Raw genomic sequence first — 19,909 nt, 5'->3', positions numbered from 1 at the left:
CAGTTTTGAGTGAATAATCACTCAACTTAATAGTAACAACACCCAGTGTGGTGGCGATAGCGAGAAGGATACACCTGTTCCCATGCCGAACACAGAAGTTAAGCTTCTTAGCGCCGATTGTAGTGAAGGGTTTCCCTTTGTGAGAGTAGGACGTCGCCACGCTAAAGTGTTGTCTTGGAGGTTTAGCTCAGCTGGGAGAGCACCTGCCTTACAAGCAGGGGGTCGGCGGTTCGATCCCGTCAACCTCCATTTTTTGAGCCGTTAGCTCAGTTGGTAGAGCATCTGACTTTTAATCAGAGGGTCGCAGGTTCGAGCCCTGCACGGCTCATAGAAATATTTTGCGGGTGTGGCGGAATTGGCAGACGCACTAGATTTAGGATCTAGCGCCTTACGGCGTGGGGGTTCAAGTCCCTTCACCCGCATTTTTAGTCTCGTTTTAATACTAGGCGATTATAACGCCGGCTTAGCTCAGTTGGTAGAGCATCTGATTTGTAATCAGAGGGTCGAGGGTTCAAATCCTTTAGCCGGCATCCAGACTGCGGAAATAGCTCAGTGGTAGAGCACCACCTTGCCAAGGTGGGGGTCGCGGGTTCGAACCCCGTTTTCCGCTTTGCTTGTTCTTTCGCCGGGGTGGCGGAACTGGCAGACGCACAGGACTTAAAATCCTGCGGTGAGTGATCACCGTACCGGTTCGATTCCGGTCCTCGGCATAGAAATGTAGCACCCATAGCTCAACTGGATAGAGTGCTTGACTACGAATCAAGAGGTTAGGGGTTCGACTCCCTTTGGGTGCATACTTTGAATGTTTGACTACGAATTAGAAGGTAGAGAAACTTAGTTCCTTTTAAGCGTTTAGTCTTTTTTTATTATTATAGCTACGGGAAGTAGCTCAGCTTGGTAGAGCACTTGGTTTGGGACCAAGGGGTCGCAGGTTCGAATCCTGTCTTCCCGATTTGATGAACAGAGTGGTCTTCTCTGTTCTTTTTTTGTTTACTTGTTTATCTTTTCTTATCAAATTAGGCATTCTCCTTTATTAAACACTTAAAGTTATGTATAATTAAGGTCAGTATTAGTCAAGGGAAAAGGATGAGTGTGATGAGTAATCAAAATACTTCAGATTTAATAGAAGCATATTTAAAAAAAATTCTTGAAGAAAGTAGTAAGATTGAGATTCGTAGAGCTGAAATGGCTCATTTATTCAATTGTGTTCCCTCCCAGATTAATTATGTGATCAATACGCGTTTTACGATCCAACGAGGTTATTCTGTCGAGAGTAAGCGTGGTGGCGGTGGTTATATTAGGATCGCCAAAGTCCAAATTTCTGATAGTGATCAATTATTAAAACAAATTGCCCAGTTTACGGGAAATGGACTTTCAGAAAAGGATGCACTGATTTTTATACAAAAGTTGTATGAAGAAGAAGTGATTACCAAAAGAGAAGGAAATCTGATGTTGTCTGTTCTTGGGAAACAGGTTTTAGGCAAAGCAGGATCAAATGAAGATTATTTACGTGCTCAATTGATGCATTCATTTTTAGAACGTTTGAGTTACGAGGAGGAATGATAGTATGGACGAATTATTTACAGAAAGTGCCAAGGCAGTACTAGCCATTGCACAAGAAGAAGCAAAGTATTTTAGGCATCAATCCGTGGGCTCAGAACATTTATTATTGGCTTTAGTTTTAGAGCCTAATGGCATTGCTGGAAAATCTTTGCGTCAGTTGAATGCTGATAAAAATGATATCCGTGAAGAAATTGAACACTTAACTGGCTATGGAACAGTTAAAGGTTATCCTAAAGGTGCTTATTTACCCTATTCTCCTCGCGCGAAACAAATCTTTGCGTACGCCGGAGATGAAGCGAAACGTTTAGGGGCACCAAATATTGGAACTGAACATATTTTACTAGGTTTATTAAGAGATGAAGATATATTAGCTTCACGTATTTTATTGAATTTAGGTTTAAGTTTATCCAAAATGCGTCAGTTATTAATGAAAAAAATAGGTATTACTGATCCACAAATGAGCGGCAATGTAGGACGTCGCCGAAATAATCAAGCTCAAAAAGCAGCACCAAAAGGAACACCGACTTTAGACTCATTAGCACGTGATTTAACGAAATTAGCACGTGAAAATAATCTTGATCCTGTAGTTGGACGTTCACAAGAGGTTAGACGATTGATTCAAATTCTAAGTCGTCGTACAAAGAATAATCCTGTTTTAGTCGGTGAGCCAGGTGTTGGTAAAACAGCAATTGCTGAAGGATTAGCACAAAAAATCGTGAATGGCGAAGTACCAGAAGATATGTTAGAAAAACGCTTGATGATGTTGGATATGGGAGCGTTAGTTGCTGGGACTAAGTATCGTGGTGAATTTGAAGATCGATTAAAAAAAGTCATTGATGAAATTTATCAAGATGGCGAAGTAATTTTATTTATCGATGAATTGCACACCTTGATCGGTGCAGGTGGTGCGGAAGGTGCTATTGATGCATCGAATATTTTAAAACCAGCCCTTGCAAGAGGGGAACTACAAACAATTGGAGCAACAACATTAGATGAATACCAGAAATATATAGAAAAAGATTCTGCTTTGGAACGCCGTTTTGCTCGTGTACAAGTCGACGAACCGACACCAGAAGAAGCAGAAGAGATTTTAAAAGGTTTGCGTTCACGATATGAAGAACATCATGGCGTAGAAATCACGGATGATGCGTTGCATGCGGCGGTTCAACTATCCGTACGTTACATTAATTCTCGTCAATTACCAGATAAAGCAATCGATTTGATGGATGAGTCTTCAGCTAAAGTTCGTTTAGACTTGGCAGATGAACCTTCGGAAATCAATAACTTACGTATGGAGATTGCTCGCTTAGTTCAAGAGAAAGAAGAAGCAATCCAGTCACAATCCTTTGAAAGTGCGGCAAGACTACGCCAAAAAGAAAAAAAACTGGCTCGTAAATTAGAAAACATTTTATTATTAGAGCAAAAAGAGGCTTCTGGGTATGCAAATCGCGTGACAGAGCAAGATGTTGCTAATGTTGTGTCACAATGGACGGGTGTGCCGTTGCAACAGCTGGAGAAAAAAGAAAGTGAACGTTTACTTGAACTAGAAAGTATCCTACATCATCGAGTAGTTGGTCAAGATGAAGCGGTCCAAGCTGTATCACGCGCTATTCGTAGAGCCCGTAGTGGGTTGAAAGACCCAAATAGACCGATCGGTTCATTTATGTTCTTAGGTCCAACAGGTGTCGGTAAAACAGAACTGGCAAAAACCTTAGCTGAAACAATGTTCGGTAGTGAAGATGCTCTGGTTCGTGTGGATATGTCTGAATTTATGGAAAAATACAGTACTAGCCGTTTGATTGGTTCACCTCCAGGTTATGTGGGCTATGAAGAAGGCGGTCAATTAACTGAAAAAATCCGTCAAAAGCCATACTCTGTCATTTTATTAGATGAAGTAGAAAAGGCTCATCCAGATGTCTTTAATATTCTATTACAGGTATTAGACGATGGTCATTTGACAGATTCTAAAGGACGTAAAGTTGACTTTAGAAATACGATTTTGATCATGACATCAAATATTGGTGCAACAGCGATTCGTGATGAAAAAAATGTTGGTTTCAATGTACAAGATCTAACTAAAGATTACGGTGCGATGCAAAAACGAATCATGGAAGAATTAAAGAAAGCATTTCGTCCAGAGTTTTTGAATCGTGTGGATGAAACAGTTGTTTTCCGTTCATTGGATCAAGAAGAAATTCACGAAATAGTGAAAATCATGAGTAAATCAATTGTTCAACGCTTAAGAGAACAAGATGTCAATGTGAAGATCACGGCAGCTGCTATTGAAGTCATCGGAAAAGTTGGTTTTGATCCAGAATATGGGGCACGACCAATTCGTAGAGCACTACAAAAAGAGGTGGAGGATCGACTAAGTGAAGCATTGCTTTCTGGTCAAATCCATCTTGGAGACAAGGTAACCATTGGTGCAAGCAAAGGGAAAATAACATTGAATGTTAAATCACCTAAACCCGAACAAGTTTTACAAACAATTTAACAAAAAAATCTTTAATTCGCTGTGCAAAACGAATCTGTTTTGCACAGTTTTTTTCTTTAAGAAAAGCAAATTGCAACATTGAATTTGTGAAAAATGTACATTAAAATAAAGAGAGACTATTGGAAAGTTTGTGAACCTATGCTACTATAAAACAGTTGTTAGAAGACTGTTGGAAAAAGTAAAAAACATAACTTTTTAAATAATTTATTCGAAAAATGGACACTTGTTCAGCTTTTAAAGGAGGATATAAAATGATTGAACTTATTGCGACTGCTGAATCTGTCGAACAAGCGGAGGCATTGTTAGCAGTCGGGGTAGACACTTTATACATTGGGGAGGAGATGTTTGGTTTACGATTACCAACATCGTTTTCTCGTGAGGAACAGCGAATCATCACTGAAAAAGCGCACAATACTGGTAAAAAAGTAACTGTAGCGTTAAATGGGATTATGCATCCAGAAAAGATGAAAAAGGTTCCAGAATATTTAACATTTTTAAAAGAAATAAACGTAGATCAGGTAACGGTCGGTGATCCTGGAGTTGTGTTTGTGATGCAACGAGATGGAATCGATATTCCCTACATTTATGATGGAGAAACATTAGTAACTAGTTCTCGTCAGATCAATTTCTGGGCGAAGCGTGGATCGGTTGGCGCGGTCTTGGCTCGTGAAGTTCCTTTTGAAGAGATGAAAGCGATGAAGGAAAACTTGATGGTTCCAGCTGAAGTTCTTGTATATGGTGCCACATGTATCCATCAATCCAAACGCCCTTTACTACAAAATTACTATAATTTCACTAAAAATGATGAGTCTGCCAGCAAAGAACGAGGTTTGTTTATATCGGAACCTAAAAAAGAAGAAACGCACTATTCGATTTATGAAGATAGCCATGGCACTCATATTTTTGCGGACAATGATGTAAATCTAGTTGGTGAATTGGACAAACTTCATGAACATAATTACACAAAGTGGAAACTTGATGGGATTTATGCTCCGGGAGAAAATTTTGTAGAAGTTGCTAAGGTATTTGTAAATGCGAAAGAAAAAATCGAAGCGGGTCTTTGGTCGAGCGAGCAGGCTTGTAAAGCAATTGAACAAATCGAAGTGCTTCACCCAGAAAATCGTGGTTTAGATATCGGATTCTTTGATTTGGATCCAGACGAGATAAAATAAGGAGAAAAAAACACATGACAAACGAACGAACATTGAAGCGTCCTGAGGTCTTAGCACCAGCAGGGACGCTAGAAAAACTAAAAACAGCTATTCATTACGGTGCAGATGCGGTATACATTGGCGGAAATGCTTATGGTTTACGCAGCCGAGCAGGTAATTTTACAAAAGAAGATATGATCGAAGGCGTAGCATTCGCTAACGAACATGGTGCAAAAGTTTATGTGGCAGCAAATATGGTTACTCATGAAGGAAACCAAGAAGGAGCAGGAGACTTTTTTAGAGAAATACGTGATGTCGGTATTTCTGCAGTAATCGTATCTGATCCAGCCTTGATTGAAATTTGTGCAGCGGAAGCACCAGGCTTGCCAATCCACTTGTCCACACAAGCTTCAGCGACGAATTATGAAACATTAGAGTTTTGGAAAAATGAAGGACTGGAACGGGTTGTTTTGGCGCGTGAAGTATCTATGGATGAAGTAGCTGAAATTCGTAAAAATACGGATGTTGAGATTGAAGCGTTTATTCATGGAGCGATGTGTATTTCTTATTCAGGTAGATGTACGTTGTCTAATCATATGTCTATGCGTGATGCAAACCGCGGTGGCTGTTCTCAATCTTGCCGTTGGAAATATGAGCTTTATGACATGCCTTTTGGTGCTGAGCGTACAAGTTTAACCGATAAAGGTGAAGTGGAAGAAGAATTTTCAATGAGTGCGGTGGATATGGCGATGATCCAACATATTCCTGAACTGATTCAAAATGGTGTAGATAGTTTTAAAATCGAAGGCCGTATGAAATCAATCCACTACGTATCGACTGTAGCGAATGTGTATAAAAAAGCAGTGGATACTTATATGGAAGATCCGGAAAATTATGAATGTAAACAAGAATGGATCGATGAGCTTTGGAAAGTTGCTCAAAGAGAACTTTCAACTGGGTTTTATTATCATGTACCGACTGATGAAGAACAATTATTCGGAGAACGCCGCAAGATTCCTCAATATAAATTTATTGGAGAAGTCATGGCATATGATGCTGAGACAAAAGTTGCAACGATTCGTCAGAGAAACCATTTCAGTGTCGGCGATGAAATTGAATTTTATGGTCCTGGGTTCAATCACTTCCATCAAACGGTAGAAGTTATGTATAATGAAGAGAACGAGTCGATCGATCGAGCACCAAATCCAATGATGATTTTAACGATGCCGGTCGTAGAACCAGTAGCAGTTGGCGATATGATTCGTAAGAAGAAATAAATAAATTAAGTGAGGGATTGGCTGTTACGGCTTGTCCCTTTCATTGCAGAGAGGATAGGTAAACAATGGCAAAACAATATGATTATATCGTAATTGGCGGTGGAAGCGGCGGAATTGCTTCTGCTAATCGCGCAGGTATGTATGGTGCTAAGGTTTTATTAATCGAAGCAGGTGACATCGGCGGAACATGCGTCAATGTTGGTTGTGTACCTAAAAAAGTGATGTGGCAAGCAAGTTCAATGATGGAAATGATGAAGCGTGATACAGAAGGATATGGTTTTGACGTAGATGTAAAAGATTTCAGCTTTAAAAAGCTTGTTCAAAATCGTGAAGCCTACATTGATAATTTACATGCGGCGTATCATCGTGGATTAGATAGTAATAAAGTAGAAGTTTTATCTGAATATGCAACATTTGTTGATGATCATACAATCAAAGCGGGGGATGAAACATATACAGCGCCCAATATCTTGATTGCCACTGGCGGTCGTCCTAAAAAGTTAGGGATTCCTGGTGAAGAATATGCAATAGATTCTAATGGTTTTTTTGCCTTAGAAGAACTGCCAAAACGAGTAGTGTTTGTGGGAGCGGGTTATATAGCCGCTGAACTTGCTGGAACGATCCATGGTTTGGGTGCGGAAACGCATTGGGCATTTAGAAAAGAGCGTCCGTTGCGGGAATTCGATGAGATGCTTTCTGAAAAAGTGGTTGAGCACTATCTTGAAGATGGGATGCATATTTATCCTCATTCAACACCTCGTTCAATTGAGAAGTTTGAATCTGGAGAATTGATGATTACCTTTGAAAATGGGACTAAAATCACAGCTGATAGCATTGTATTTGGTACAGGACGTCAACCGAATACAGATACGCTAGGTTTAGAGAATACACATATTGAGTTGACAGATAAAGGCTATATAAAAGTCGACAAATTCCAAAATACGACCCAATCAGGTGTATATGCCGTTGGAGATGTCATTGGTAAAATCGATTTAACACCTGTTGCTATTGCGGCAGGAAGAAGATTATCAGAACGTTTGTTTAATGGGAAAGAAAATGAATACTTAGATTATGAAACAATTCCGACCGTTGTCTTTACTCATCCACCGATTGCGACAGTTGGTTTAACTGAAATCGAGGCAGAAGAAAAATACGGTGATGAAAATATCAAAATCTATCAATCCACTTTTACGCCGATGTATTTTGCGCTAGGAGAGTATCGCCAAAAATGTGATATGAAACTAGTTTGTGTGGGTGAAGAGGAAAAAATCGTTGGGTTGCACGGAATAGGTTTAGGTGTGGATGAAATGCTGCAAGGTTTTGCAGTAGCTATTAAAATGGGGGCGACGAAAAAAGATTTTGATAATACAGTCGCAATTCACCCAACAGGTTCAGAAGAATTTGTAACGATGAGATAAGGAAAAGGACAAGGCGGAAAAAATCGTCTTGTCCTTTTTCTCTTAATTTGTTCTTGCAAGAATTGCTTGTGTAATAGTTAAGAGTTTACCCCTAGCATCAGCTGATGTATCAGGTAACTTAGTGATGCCTTTTAATGCTTGTTGTGTATATTTTTCTGCAAGTTTTTGTGCCTTAGCAACACCGTCAAATGAATGAACCAGTTCGTAGATTTTATTGGTTTCAGCATCAGTTAATACTTCCCCTTTTTCTAGATAGGGAAGTAAAACTTCTTTTCCTTCTTCCAAAGCGTATAGTAAAGGAAGCGAATAAACACCTTGACGGACATCTTCCAACACAGGTTTACCAATTTGTTCAGGACTTTGCGTATAGTCTAAAACGTCATCAATAATTTGAAAAGCAATACCAATGTTTTCTCCGATCTTTCCGCAATTTTTAGCAAATCGTTCCGAAGTTCCACTTTCGTAAGCCCCAACAAAACAACTTAGTGAAAATAGCTCAGCAGTTTTACCAGAAATGTTTTCAAGGTATTGATCGATCGTCATTTCAAGGTTATAGCGATTGTCCATTTGCCCTAATTCACCGCTTAGTATTTTTTCCATGCTTCGGGAATTTAACTGGATGCTCTTTAAAGAAGAAGAGTAGTCAGCCAACAATTTGAAACAACTGACAAATAGATAATCACCAGCGTAAACGGCTGTGCTATTACCAAATTGAGACCGAATAGTTGGTAAGCCGCGTCTTATATCTGCATCATCTACAATATCATCATGAATCAATGTTGCAGTATGCAGTAATTCAATCGCAGCAGCAAGAGCAACTGTTTTTTTCGACTCTCTATTTTCTCCAAATTGAGAAAATAGAAGTTGATAAGCTGGTCGAAGCAATTTTCCACCAGAATGAATCATCGACATAACCGCGTTTTCGACTTCTTTGTTTTTCAAATTAACACTATTTTCCATCAGCTTTAGTGTGCTATTTAATTCTTTTGCTAGTTCAGGATATTTTTTCCACATTGGGTGAATGTTCATAAAATGACTCCTTTGATTGTACTCGATCAGACTAAGATGTTATTGGAAATATTGACTCCATTTATGCTTGGTTGTTGATTCGTAATTCAATTGAAATTGCCGTAAGGTTTGAACATGGCGAAGTAAGTAGTTGGCCGCAATACCTATGGCAATCCCAGATAATAAGCCGATAAATGAAAGAAACGGTAGATAAAGCATCGGAGCCCACGATTGCGCGAAGAAACAAGTGGTCAATAGCTGCCCAACGTTATGCAAAAATCCACCCGCAGCACTAATACCGATAATGCTAACACGTTTTGGTCCTAATTGCATGATGAGCAACATACCAAAATAACTAAGTAGAGCGCCACTAGCGCTGTAAAAGAAGGTCGAGATCGTTCCACCAAGTAAGGTCGTCAAAATTAGACGCATGCAAACTAAAAAGAAACTGTCTCTTTTTCGCATTGTGAAAATAGCAATGATCGTAATCAAGTTAGCCAGTCCAAGCTTTGCCCCAGGGGCGAAAGCAAAGGGATAAGGAATCATATTTTCAATCAAACCAATGATCACACCCTGAGCGACTAACATGGAAATATAGATGTTTTTTTGTAATTTACTCATAAAATGTTGGCAATGTTTAGTATATCAAACTGCCATCCTCACTCCCGTCAGAAGCTTCAACTGTGATGAATAAATTATGGGGCAAACACGCAATCGGTGTTTCTCCTGCTTTAGATATCCAGCCTCGTTGTACGCAAATTTGATCTCCGCAATTTGTTTCTGCCATACGGATTTTATCTCCACTAACTTCAATCACATTGTAATCACCATCAGCGGCTTCGTATCTGTATGTATAAGTAGGGCCATCTTCTTTTAAGTCGAAGACCTTGATGACTTCACCATCTACTTTTAGTACTGCCTGTTTTGTGGCATCATCTTGTGCCGTGTTTTGTATGCCAAAAACAACAAGGGGCAAGAAAGAACTGATCGTTAGAAGTAAAATAATGACAATATCCCAAGGACGTATATAACTTTTTTGAATAAATTCTTTAAAATCCAACTCTTTCCTCTCCTTTGTCGTTTTTAGTTTAATATATTCTATCATAATGAGAAAAGAAAGTTCTAGGAGTAAACCTAGAACTCTCTTAGATTTTTGCTATAAAAGTACTTATTTACTGACGTATCTAGATTTAGGTGTACCATACCACCATTTACCTAATGTACGTTGTACCCAAGGGATGACCCAGCGGTCTAAACCAAGTGAACGTCCAGAGCCATTCATCAAAGCAAAGGCTACAAAGATAAACCAAATATTTACCCAGTAGAACATGCCTGATAGACAAAAGGCAATTGTTAAACCAATTGTTGCGGCACTACTTAACCAAGTGAATAATCCAGCGATCAATGCTAAAGCAATCAAGACCTCAACGATTGTCATGAACTTTTGCATGAATAAAGCAACTTCTTGGTTAGGCATCATGAATTTCATAACACTTTCAAACCATTTAGGCATGTGATCGAACACTTGCATTGGTTCTTCACCATATGCATAGCTTAAACCAAATTGAGCAGCTTTAGCTGTTGTTTCAGTTGCCTCAGCACCGCCACCTGCGGCAGAAGCACCAGTCGTTACTTGTTCTTGTAACCAAGGGAATGGGAAAGCGACTTTATCAGTAAACCATGAACCGTCACCAAACCAAGTGCTTGGTTTCAAGTAATCGCCAGTTCCGACAATTTTCTTCATTGATTCAACTAGCCAAACCATACCATAGAATACACGTAATGGAACGCTCCATAAAACATTACCATAACGAGAAGAATGTCCGCGTGTTACGTTGCGGTCGTCTTTAATATGGAAGAATTCGTGCATAATATATTGGAACATGTAGTAACCAGAACGGATATCAAAGAAATATTTCAAGTTAACGATGTGTTTCATGATGATTGCTAAGAAACCGCTAAGGTGAATTTTATCAAATAAGTTCGCCACACCCCATTTAGAGCCGACAGAAACCATGAATCCTTGATAATTTCCTTTGAATTTGTGTTTTTCGCTGCCTTTGATGTCAGCTACGATATTAGCAGCGGCTGTGTGACCAGTTTGTTCAGCTGCTTGAACGATTTGCGGAGTTGGTGTTTCAGGGAATTCTTCGTAATACACCAAGTCACCAACGATATAAATGTTTTTGTCTTCATATCCTTTGGCTTGCATAAATTCGTTTGCGATCAAACGATTTCCACGAGCTGATTCTAAACCGAAGTCAGCAGCATCAGAAGTTGCTTTAACACCGGCAGTCCAGATCAATGTGTGTGTTGGAACTGTAGAACCATCTTTTAATTTAATATGATCTGCAGCGACTTCAACGATTGGTGCGTTAAGCAACAATTTCACATTTTTCTTCTCTAAATAACGTTCAGCTTTGGCTGCGTCATTACGAGATAACATGTTTAAGATTGTCGGCATTGCTTCAACGACCATTAATGTAAATTCATTAGGATCAAGTTTGAAGTCTTTTGCAAGACGATCTTTCCAGTCGATCAGTTCGCCGACCATTTCGATACCAGTAAATCCTGAACCACAGACAACAAATGTAAGCATTGCTTTACGAACTTCTGGATCTGGTTCGATTGCTGCTTTTTCAACTGTTTCCAAGATATGTTCACGAATTTTCAAAGAGTTTTCAAAAGACCATAGAGTAAATCCATGTTCTTTAACTCCAGGAGTACCAAAGTCATTTGGCTCGCCACCCATACCGATAATCAATTGGTCAAATTCATAAGAACCTAACTTCGTTTGAACGACTTTTTTGTCTTTATCGATACCAGTTACAGTGTCTGTTACAAGAGTAACGTTCTTTTTACGTGAGAATAAACGTTGCAAATCGTATTGGATCGCAGAAGGTTCAACACGTCCTCCAGCTACTTCGTGCAACTCAGTCATCATGGTGTGGTAAGAATGACGATCAATTAAAGTAATCTCAACGTCAGAATCTTTTTTCAATTTTTTTGCTAAAAATTTAGTAGCTGAAACTCCAGCATAACCAGCTCCCACAACGACAATTTTTTGCTTTGTCATTGATAATCCGCTCCTTAAAAAAATAAAATAGAAAATGATAATAATTACACAATCGATTTCATTATATAGCGATATTTGGGTTTTGTCTAATAACAATTCTTAAATATAGGAAATAAATTTTTATTATTAAAAAAGTGTGAAAAACGGGTAAAATTTTGTCTTTCTTTTATAACTTTAATTGACATAATTGAAATTTTCTATAGAATGTAAATTATATCACAAACTTAATTTGTGGAACGTTTAAGAAAAGGAAATGGTGAACAAAATGAAAATGAATAAAATTGTAAAGGGCTTCACAGCTATCGCACTATCATCTCTTTTATTAGCAGCATGTGGATCAGATCAAAAGAAAGATACAGCAAAATCATCTGATTCAAGTACTGCAACATCAAAAACAGCTGATTCTTCTACAGTAGCAGAAAAAGAAGCTGGTGGCGATTTACAAGATGGTACGTATAAATTAGAAGAAAAGAACGAATCTAACGGTTACCGTGCAACATTTGAAATGACTGTTAAAGATGGCAAAATCACTGAATCTAAATATGACAATATCAACGCTGATGGCAAATCAAAAGCAGATGATAAAGACTACGAAAAAAATATGAAAGACAAATCAGGCGTAGGTCCAGCTGAATACATTAAAGAATTAAACGATTCTTTTGTTAAAGCTCAAAGCGCTGACGGTGTAGAAGTAGTAACTGGTGCGACTCACTCTAGTGAATCATTCCAAAACTATGCACAACAATTGATCCAAGCAGCTCAAGCAGGAGATACTAAAACAATCGAAATCGACAATGGTGCTGACCTTAAAGATGGTACGTATTCATTGAAAGAAAAAAATAATTCAAATGGCTACCACACTGAATTTTCAATCGTTGTGAAAGATGGCAAAGTAACAGAATCTAAATACGATAACGTTAATGATGAAGGCAAATCTAAAAAAGATGATGCTGACTACAACAAAAACATGAAAGACAAATCAGGCGTAGGCCCAGCAGAATACATCAAAACGTTAAACGAAGAATTAGTAAAAACAATGGGTGAAGAAGGCAAATCAGCTGCAGACGTTGAAGTTGTAACAGGCGCAACTCACAGCTCTCATTCATTCGTAATGTATGCGGAACAATTGATCAATGCTGCTGAAAAAGGCAACACTGATGAAATCGTTGTAGACAACATTGTAATGAAAAAATAATTTTTCACACAAGTGAACGAACAAATATATACGTGGCAGAATTCAGAAATCGCTCTGAATTCTGCTTTTATTTTTATCAAAATACATAAATGACAGATAGAAAATCCTTCCCATTCACGAAAAAAAGAGCTACTATAAATAAGACAATTTTCTATTTAGAAAGAGGGATATGATGAAGAACAAAAAAACACTAATCACTGTAGCAATAGCATTATTATTGGTTGTTTTAGCAGGATGTAATTCGAAAGACGCGCAGTCAAAAATCAATAAAGAACCTTATTCAGATCAGCAATCATTGTTAGGAACGTATGTACAAGTAAGAATTTACGATGATGGTAAAGAAGAAGTGTTAAAAAAAGCTTTTGATCGGGTAAAAGAGTTAGGTGCTAAAATCACGGTTAATGAAAAAGGGTCTGAGATAGATGAGATCAATGAACAAGCTGGAATCAAACCAGTTAAAGTTTCCGATGATATTTACCCATTATTAAAACGAGCATATGAATATAGTGAAGATTCTTCTGGCGGTTTTGACATGGCTATTGGGCCGATCACGCAATTATGGCATATAGGATTTGATGATGCCCGTAAACCTTCACAAGAAGAGATCGATCAAGCATTAAAATTAGTTGATTATCACAAAGTGAAATTAAATGATGAAGACAAAACAGTCTACCTTGAAGAAAAAGGTATGGAGCTAGATTTAGGTGCGATTGCTAAAGGGTTTATCACAGATGAGGTCGTGAAAGTCTTAAAAGATAATGGTGTCACGACCGCTATCGTGGATTTAGGCGGGAATGTTTATGTTCTTGGACATAGCCCTCGAGGAAAAGATATGGACTGGAATGTTGGTATTCAAGATCCTAATAAAGCACGAAATACAGTGATCGGAACAGTTCAAGAAAGCAATAAAACATTAGTTACTTCTGGAATCTATGAACGTTTCTTAGAAGTAGAGGGTAAAAATTATCATCATCTATTTGATCCAAAAACGGGCTATCCTTTTGATAATGATATTGCTGGAGTGACTGTGATCACGAATAAATCAATTGATGGTGATGGTCTATCAACAGCAGTATTTTCTATGGGTGTCAAAAAAGGGCTAGAATATGCTGAAGGTCTAAAAGATGTCGATGTGATTTTTGTTACAAAAGAAGATGAAGTATTTGTAAGTAAAGATATTGAAAAAGTGTTTGAGTTAGGAAAAGATTCAGGTTACACCATGGGTAATCGTAAAGACCTGAAATAAGGAGAACGGATATGACGGTGAAAGTGTTTTTGCAAGTTGTGGAAATCCAGACAAAGTTAGCAAGTCTATTTCCTTTTGCAGTTGGGGTGTTATTTTCTATTGCTTATTTTAACCAGTTTCAATTAGGGTATACAGTGTTGTTTTTTGTTGGTATGGTCGTGTTTGACATGGCGACGACAGCAATCAATAATTATATGGATTTTAAGAAAGCAAAGTCTGAAGTATATAAATATGAAGAAAACATTATTGGGAGCTCGGGAATTGCCCCAGTTCTTGTGCGAAATATGATCTTTGGAATGATTACTTTTTCTGCTTTGATCGGTATTTTTCTAACAATTAAAACTGGTTGGTTATTTTTAGTGATGGGCGGCGTATGTTGCTTCATTGGTATTTTTTACACGTTTGGTCCAATCCCATTGTCGCGGATGCCGTTAGGTGAAGTGTTCAGTGGGTTTACTATGGGACTTGGGATTTTTGCGATGACGATTTATTTAAATGTTCAAGAGAGCCGTCCATTTTACCTGTTGCTTGATTGGAGTCGTGGAACATTTGCTTTGAATGGGAGTTTGTGGGCAGTAGTTGCAATTATTTGGGCTTCATTGCCGATGGTGTTTACAATTGCGAATATTATGTTGGCAAATAATTTGAGGGATCTGGATACAGATATTGAGAATCATCGGTATACATTGGTTTATTACATTGGTAGAAAGCAGGGTGTGATGTTGTTTCAACTATTGATGTTGGCGTGTTATGCCGTTGTATTGATCGGTTTACCGTTTGGTGTATATCGTTGGCCGATTTTAGTCGTATTCTTATCATTGCCAATTGTTTGGAAGAACCTTCAGCTGTTCAAAAAAGAATTGCCGCATCCTAAAAGCTTTGGTTATTCGATAAAAAATTTGATAGCCTTTAACGGCAGCTATTTAGTCGGTTTATTTCTGACAATTGTTTTAGAGAAATTATAAAAAAAGAAGGAAGCAGTAACCAACAACGACTCTGCTTCCTTCTTTTTTTTTTCGATCTATTTTAACAACCCTTTTTCATAAATTAACCTTTATTCTTTTTACTTTTAATGAAAAGAAATAGTATAGCTAATAAAATAATGGCAATACCAGCAATTGAATAGTAAACAGTTTTCTTTTCTCCAGTATTTGGGAACAGGCCTTTTTTCTGTTCTTCTTTTTTAGCAGTTGATGACTCGGTGCTTTTAACTGGTGTAGAACTATCTGCTGTACCAACTGCTGCTCCAGCAAAGGTTTTGTCATTCAATGTGCATATAGGTGAATAATCTCCTGTTTCTGGAGAAAAAACTGTAAAAGTGAAATTATCTTTATACGGAAGGGTAAAATAACCTTCCGCGTCCGTCAAAATGGGAGCGTGAACACCCCAATTTGTATACGGGTAGAACTCTTTTATACTTGTAGGCAGACTGTCAATCATCCCACCGTAAACGGCAACGTTACTTGTTGAAGCACCATCTGTAGCCACAATTTTCCCCTTAATTTGATTGTTATCCGAGTCATAAGAGACGAATTGAATATCAAAAGTAGGGCTAGATTTTGCTACTAAGTACTGCATATTTAGCTTAACTTCTTGTTTGTCTCCTTGATTTTCTTCCAATGGATAAAGCATGAAGCTCACTTTGACTGAATTTTTTCCTAATTTTTCTGTTGAAGCCTCTTCTAACAGTTTAAGATCCCTATATGCAGTACCATGAAACCCAGCATCTTTGGAAAGCAATTCAGCGGTCACTTTTTCTTCTGGAAAGACAACTACTGTTGTGGAAAGAAGATTGACGCCGTCATACATATTTTGAATCGTACTGGATGTTTCTGTAGCACTTGAATCTAATGTGGAAAAAACGCTGCTATCAACTGTTTTCTCATCATTTTTTTCTGTGTTTTGTGTTGAAGCTGCTACTTCCGAAGAGCTTTCAATTTGTGAAGGTTCAGATGTAGATGTTGTTTCCTCTGCAAAACTTGTGATTGGAAGCGCAAACGATAATGCAACCAAACAAAAAACCAATTTTTTCATAATCATTCTCCTTTTGTAATATTCGTATCATTCGCAATACAAATGTAACATAAGTGAAATATATAGCAAATAGTTGTAAGAAAAGAATCTTTTTTCTTAAGGAATTCTTAATGTTTTTGTTTGGCAAGTGGTCTAAACCGTCGGGTTTATTTTACTAAGACTGATTTCTCCAGAAGAAAGTACTTTTTCTGTTTTATCATGAAGTTGAACAACCAATTCACCATGATCGTTGATTGCTGTAGCAATCCCTTTATAGTCGACTCCGGCTTGTGTAAATGAAACTGTTTTGCCAAGGACAAAAGATTTTTGGCGGTATTCTTCTAAGAAACCTTGTTCTGGTAGTCGATTTAGTATGGCGTAAAATTGATTCCAGATTGCTCCGATCAATTCGTTTCTTGTGATAGTTGGTTCATTTTCTGGAAATAGGGAGGTTGCTTTTTCTCTTAGGTCTTTTGGAAATTCGTTTTGTTTCAAAGAAAAATTGATACCCATACCGATAATGACATTCGAGATTTGCCCAGATTCAACATCGCTCATGGCTTCTGATAAAATACCACAGACCTTTTTCCCATTGATATAGATGTCGTTGACCCACTTGATCTCTGTTTTAACTTTGACCAAAGTATCCATCGCACGTGCGATGGCGACGGCCATAATCACAGTATATTGCGCCATTTCTTCGAAATTTTGATTAGGCCTTAGCAGCATACTCATGTAGATGCCGCTGCCAGCCTTTGAAAAGAACGGTCGGCCGAATCGTCCTTTGGGTGCTTCTTGGATATCTGCTACGATCAATGTATTATTTGGTTCACCGTTGATTGCAGCTAGTTTAGCATCTTTCATTGTGGACTCTGAGGCGTTTAAAACAGTGATTGAAAGATCGGGAGCTGTAGGTTCTAGAGTTAGACGAATTCCTTCTATAGATAAAACATCTGATTTATCATAGGAGTAGCCTTTGTTGCGGCTGCTAGTGATAAGATGTCCTTCTTTTTTCAATTCATTGATTGCTTTCCAGATGGCAGTTCGAGACAAGGAAAGTTCTTGAGCCATCTCTTCACCAGAAATAAATGCTGGGGCTTGTTTCATTAATAGAGTTAACACCTGACTTTTAGTAGACATATACTTCGCTCCTTTATAGTAGTTTCATTGTATCTGATGGGAGGAAGGCGGGTCAACCGCGATACGCCTAAAAGAGGAGGAAAAAATCCTTCTTAGGATGTATGATTTCTCTTTGAAAGCTTGCTATACTTACATGACAGGAACGAAGGACAATGTGTTTGATTGTTCATCGAATAGAGAGTTTATAGAGATGGAGTGGGTAAGAATGGAAAAGCAGCAATATGTTTGTGATAAGTGTGGGAATGAACATTATGTTTCCGATCAGTTTCAAGCAACAGGGGGAAACTTTGCGAAAATATTTGATGTGCAAAATAAAAAATTTATTACGGTCAGTTGTACAAGATGCGGCTTTACGGAACTATACCGTGGGCAAACATCAGACGGCTGGAATGTTTTAGACTTTTTAATGGGTGGTTAATAACCACCATAGGAACAAAAAAGGAACCCAATTACATTGTGCAATTGGGTTCCTTTTTTTATTTAAACTAATAATAATTGATCATCTTTTAATTCAGTGCCGCTATTTTTATGGAACATGTCCATCAATTCATTTACAGTCAAATCTTTTTTCTGCTCAGCAGGCACATCTACCACGACTTGTCCTTGATGAAGCATGATCAAACGGTTGCCATAACGAATAGCATCTTCCATGTCATGTGTGACCATAAATGCTGTCAGGTTTTGTTCTTGAATCAATTTTTCAGTCAGTTCCATAACTGTGATCGAGGTTTTAGGGTCAAGTGCTGCAGTATGTTCATCCAACAATATCAATTCTGGACGAATCAACGTTGCCATCAGTAAGGTGATTGCTTGGCGTTGACCACCAGATAATAAGCCGATTTCTGCACCTAAACGATTTTCGAGTCCTAAATTTAAACTAGCTAACTGTTCTTTAAAAAAAGTACGATCAGCTTTGCGAACGCCGTTGCCTAAACCACGTTTTTTACCACGTTTCATTGCAAGCGCCATATTTTCCTCCACAGTCAAACGAACGGCAGTCCCCATTTTAGGATCTTGGAAAACACGGCTGATCTGTTTGGAGCGAGCGACAACGCGCTGTTTAGTGATGTCTTTGCCGTTTAAAGCTAATTGGCCTTCTTCGATCGGTAAAGTACCTGCGATACTGTTTAATAACGTCGATTTACCAGCGCCATTTCCACCTATGATCGTAATGAATTCCCCTTGATTGATTGTTAAATCAATCCCTTTTAATACGTGATTTTCATTGACTGTTCCACGTTCAAAATATTGGTGTAAGTTTTTGATTGTTAATACAGGCTCCATTAATTTGCGCCTCCTTTACGTTTTCCGAGTTTAGAAAGTCCTAATTTTTTTTGTATCAATGGTGAAGATAAACAAATAACTAGAATGATCGCGGAGAATAGTTTCAAGTCTGCTGGATCAACACGTAATTCTAAAACGCAAGCTAGTATGAAGCGGTACAAAATAGCACCGATCACAATCGTAATCAAACGCAGACCTAATGATTTGTTTTTAAAGAGAACTTCTGCAATGATGATCGAAGCAAGACCGATAACGATGGTTCCAATTCCTGAGTTTAAATCCGCAAAGTTATTATTTTGTACAAGCAAAGCGCCAGCCAACGCAATACAACCATTTGAAAGCATATAGCCGATGATCTTCATATTGTCTGTTTTGATTCCGTTAGCCTCACTCATATCGATATTATCGCCCGTTGCACGAGTGGCTAAGCCGATTTCAGTTTTGAAGAATAGAACGAGCAAGACGATAACTAAAAGCACGATGATCAAACCGACAACGATGGCACTGTTGATTTTCGTTAAGCCTAATGACTGAGCATGAGAGAAAATTGAATCTGTACCAATCAATGAAATATTTGGAGCGCCCATGATTCGTGAGTTGATACTATAGAGTCCAGTCATAGTAATGATTCCTGCTAATAAAGCGGGGATTTTTAATTTTGTGTGTAAAAGTCCTGAAACAAGTCCCGCTAGCATACCAGCGATAAAAGCAATGATCAATGCAACAATTGGTGCTATCATATAATGAAGGTCAAATAAAGACTGGATCGGTGCAGGCCAAGTCGTTGGATCTTTCGCTAAAATAACCGCTGCGACAGCTCCGCCTAAAGGGAAACTTCCTTCGGTAGTTAAATCGGCAATGTCTAAAATCCGGTAAGTCAGAAAGACTCCGATGGCTAATAAGGACCATAAAAGACCTTGAGAGGTTGAGGAAAGTAATATGTCTAACAATAAAATCAGCTTCTTTCAATAATTTTTATGTAGAGGTTGGGACAGGAATGCTTAATCCCAAGAAATAAAAAGGAATTGCTTCTGCTCTCACCGT

17 protein-coding genes, 8 tRNA genes and 1 rRNA gene are annotated in these 19,909 nt (G+C 38.3%); 18 read left to right on the top strand and 8 right to left on the bottom strand.

Features of this window, described 5'->3' with window-relative positions:
• Window positions 1-46 precede the first annotated feature (46 nt).
• The 14 genes from rrf to gor all read left to right on the top strand — a co-directional run bounded on the left by rrf (window position 47) and on the right by gor (window position 7,903).
• Window positions 47-162: ribosomal RNA gene (rrf, locus tag A5821_RS11465) — 5S ribosomal RNA — on the top strand.
• Between the two features lie 14 nt (window positions 163-176).
• Window positions 177-249 (top strand) — tRNA-Val (locus tag A5821_RS11460).
• 6 nt (window positions 250-255) lie between these two features.
• A tRNA-Lys gene (locus A5821_RS11455) sits at window positions 256-328 on the top strand.
• 12 nt (window positions 329-340) lie between these two features.
• A tRNA-Leu gene (locus tag A5821_RS11450) sits at window positions 341-422 on the top strand.
• Between the two features lie 35 nt (window positions 423-457).
• Window positions 458-530, top strand: a tRNA-Thr gene (locus A5821_RS11445).
• Window positions 531-538: 8 nt separating this feature from the next.
• Window positions 539-610 (top strand) — tRNA-Gly (locus tag A5821_RS11440).
• A gap of 14 nt (window positions 611-624) precedes the next feature.
• A tRNA-Leu gene (locus A5821_RS11435) sits at window positions 625-710 on the top strand.
• Between the two features lie 10 nt (window positions 711-720).
• Window positions 721-794 (top strand) — tRNA-Arg (locus A5821_RS11430).
• A gap of 84 nt (window positions 795-878) precedes the next feature.
• Window positions 879-952, top strand: a tRNA-Pro gene (locus tag A5821_RS11425).
• A gap of 143 nt (window positions 953-1,095) precedes the next feature.
• Window positions 1,096-1,563, top strand: a complete 468-nt coding sequence (locus tag A5821_RS11420; protein ID WP_086314697.1) for a CtsR family transcriptional regulator — start codon at window positions 1,096-1,098, stop codon at window positions 1,561-1,563.
• Between the two features lie 4 nt (window positions 1,564-1,567).
• Complete coding sequence (locus A5821_RS11415) at window positions 1,568-4,057, top strand: ATP-dependent Clp protease ATP-binding subunit (RefSeq protein ID WP_086314696.1); 2,490 nt, start codon at window positions 1,568-1,570, stop codon at window positions 4,055-4,057.
• Between the two features lie 251 nt (window positions 4,058-4,308).
• Window positions 4,309-5,229 carry a peptidase U32 family protein gene (locus A5821_RS11410; RefSeq protein WP_086314695.1) on the top strand — a complete coding sequence of 307 codons (921 nt, stop codon included), beginning with the start codon at window positions 4,309-4,311 and terminating at the stop codon, window positions 5,227-5,229.
• Between the two features lie 14 nt (window positions 5,230-5,243).
• Window positions 5,244-6,485 (top strand): peptidase U32 family protein, encoded by a 1,242-nt coding sequence (locus A5821_RS11405; protein WP_086314694.1) that lies wholly within the window; start codon window positions 5,244-5,246, stop codon window positions 6,483-6,485.
• Between the two features lie 65 nt (window positions 6,486-6,550).
• Window positions 6,551-7,903, top strand: coding sequence for a glutathione-disulfide reductase (gene gor, locus A5821_RS11400; RefSeq protein ID WP_086314693.1), 1,353 nt, complete (start codon window positions 6,551-6,553; stop codon window positions 7,901-7,903).
• A gap of 42 nt (window positions 7,904-7,945) precedes the next feature.
• Here gor and A5821_RS11395 read toward each other — a convergent pair whose 3' ends face one another.
• The 4 genes from A5821_RS11395 to A5821_RS11380 form a co-directional block, all read right to left on the bottom strand.
• Window positions 7,946-8,932 carry a polyprenyl synthetase family protein gene (locus tag A5821_RS11395; protein WP_086314692.1) on the bottom strand — a complete coding sequence of 329 codons (987 nt, stop codon included), beginning with the start codon at window positions 8,930-8,932 and terminating at the stop codon, window positions 7,946-7,948.
• A 39-nt stretch (window positions 8,933-8,971) separates the two neighbouring features.
• Window positions 8,972-9,532 (bottom strand): Gx transporter family protein, encoded by a 561-nt coding sequence (locus tag A5821_RS11390; protein ID WP_086314691.1) that lies wholly within the window; start codon window positions 9,530-9,532, stop codon window positions 8,972-8,974.
• 16 nt (window positions 9,533-9,548) lie between these two features.
• On the bottom strand, window positions 9,549-9,971 hold the full coding sequence (locus tag A5821_RS11385) for a NusG domain II-containing protein (protein ID WP_086314690.1): 423 nt from the start codon (window positions 9,969-9,971) through the stop codon (window positions 9,549-9,551).
• 108 nt (window positions 9,972-10,079) lie between these two features.
• Window positions 10,080-11,987 (bottom strand): NAD(P)/FAD-dependent oxidoreductase, encoded by a 1,908-nt coding sequence (locus tag A5821_RS11380; RefSeq protein ID WP_086314689.1) that lies wholly within the window; start codon window positions 11,985-11,987, stop codon window positions 10,080-10,082.
• Between the two features lie 265 nt (window positions 11,988-12,252).
• Here A5821_RS11380 and pplA point away from each other — a divergent pair, with 265 nt between their 5' ends.
• The 3 genes from pplA (at window position 12,253) to menA (ending at window position 15,393) form a co-directional block, all read left to right on the top strand.
• On the top strand, window positions 12,253-13,182 hold the full coding sequence (gene pplA / locus A5821_RS11375; RefSeq protein ID WP_086314688.1) for an extracellular electron transfer flavoprotein PplA: 930 nt from the start codon (window positions 12,253-12,255) through the stop codon (window positions 13,180-13,182).
• A 172-nt stretch (window positions 13,183-13,354) separates the two neighbouring features.
• Window positions 13,355-14,428 carry an FAD:protein FMN transferase gene (locus A5821_RS11370; RefSeq protein ID WP_086314687.1) on the top strand — a complete coding sequence of 358 codons (1,074 nt, stop codon included), beginning with the start codon at window positions 13,355-13,357 and terminating at the stop codon, window positions 14,426-14,428.
• 11 nt (window positions 14,429-14,439) lie between these two features.
• Window positions 14,440-15,393: a 1,4-dihydroxy-2-naphthoate polyprenyltransferase gene (gene menA / locus A5821_RS11365; protein ID WP_086314686.1), complete on the top strand. Its 954-nt coding sequence runs from the start codon at window positions 14,440-14,442 to the stop codon at window positions 15,391-15,393.
• 82 nt (window positions 15,394-15,475) lie between these two features.
• On the opposite strand, the gene A5821_RS11360 is transcribed toward menA, so the two are convergent.
• Window positions 15,476-16,462 carry an LPXTG cell wall anchor domain-containing protein gene (locus A5821_RS11360; RefSeq protein WP_170923028.1) on the bottom strand — a complete coding sequence of 329 codons (987 nt, stop codon included), beginning with the start codon at window positions 16,460-16,462 and terminating at the stop codon, window positions 15,476-15,478.
• Between the two features lie 132 nt (window positions 16,463-16,594).
• Window positions 16,595-17,581, bottom strand: a complete 987-nt coding sequence (locus A5821_RS11355) for a biotin--[acetyl-CoA-carboxylase] ligase (RefSeq protein WP_086314684.1) — start codon at window positions 17,579-17,581, stop codon at window positions 16,595-16,597.
• Window positions 17,582-17,786: 205 nt separating this feature from the next.
• Between A5821_RS11355 and A5821_RS11350 the strand changes: the two genes are divergently transcribed.
• Window positions 17,787-17,999 carry a zinc ribbon domain-containing protein gene (locus tag A5821_RS11350; RefSeq protein ID WP_086315695.1) on the top strand — a complete coding sequence of 71 codons (213 nt, stop codon included), beginning with the start codon at window positions 17,787-17,789 and terminating at the stop codon, window positions 17,997-17,999.
• A gap of 62 nt (window positions 18,000-18,061) precedes the next feature.
• Here A5821_RS11350 and A5821_RS11345 read toward each other — a convergent pair whose 3' ends face one another.
• Both A5821_RS11345 and A5821_RS11340 read right to left on the bottom strand, forming a co-directional pair.
• Window positions 18,062-18,865, bottom strand: coding sequence for an ABC transporter ATP-binding protein (locus A5821_RS11345; RefSeq protein WP_010771951.1), 804 nt, complete (start codon window positions 18,863-18,865; stop codon window positions 18,062-18,064).
• Window positions 18,865-19,815, bottom strand: a complete 951-nt coding sequence (locus A5821_RS11340) for an ABC transporter permease (protein WP_086314683.1) — start codon at window positions 19,813-19,815, stop codon at window positions 18,865-18,867. Before A5821_RS11340 ends, A5821_RS11345 begins: the two co-directional genes overlap by 1 nt.
• Window positions 19,816-19,909: the final 94 nt, after the last annotated feature.

It is taken from the genome of Enterococcus sp. 7F3_DIV0205 (assembly GCF_002141365.2).
GTDB classification, from domain to species: Bacteria; Bacillota; Bacilli; order Lactobacillales; family Enterococcaceae; genus Enterococcus_L; species Enterococcus_L palustris.
The sequence above is the reverse complement of the archived record's forward strand: the minus strand, read 5'-3'. Positions and strand labels throughout refer to the sequence as shown.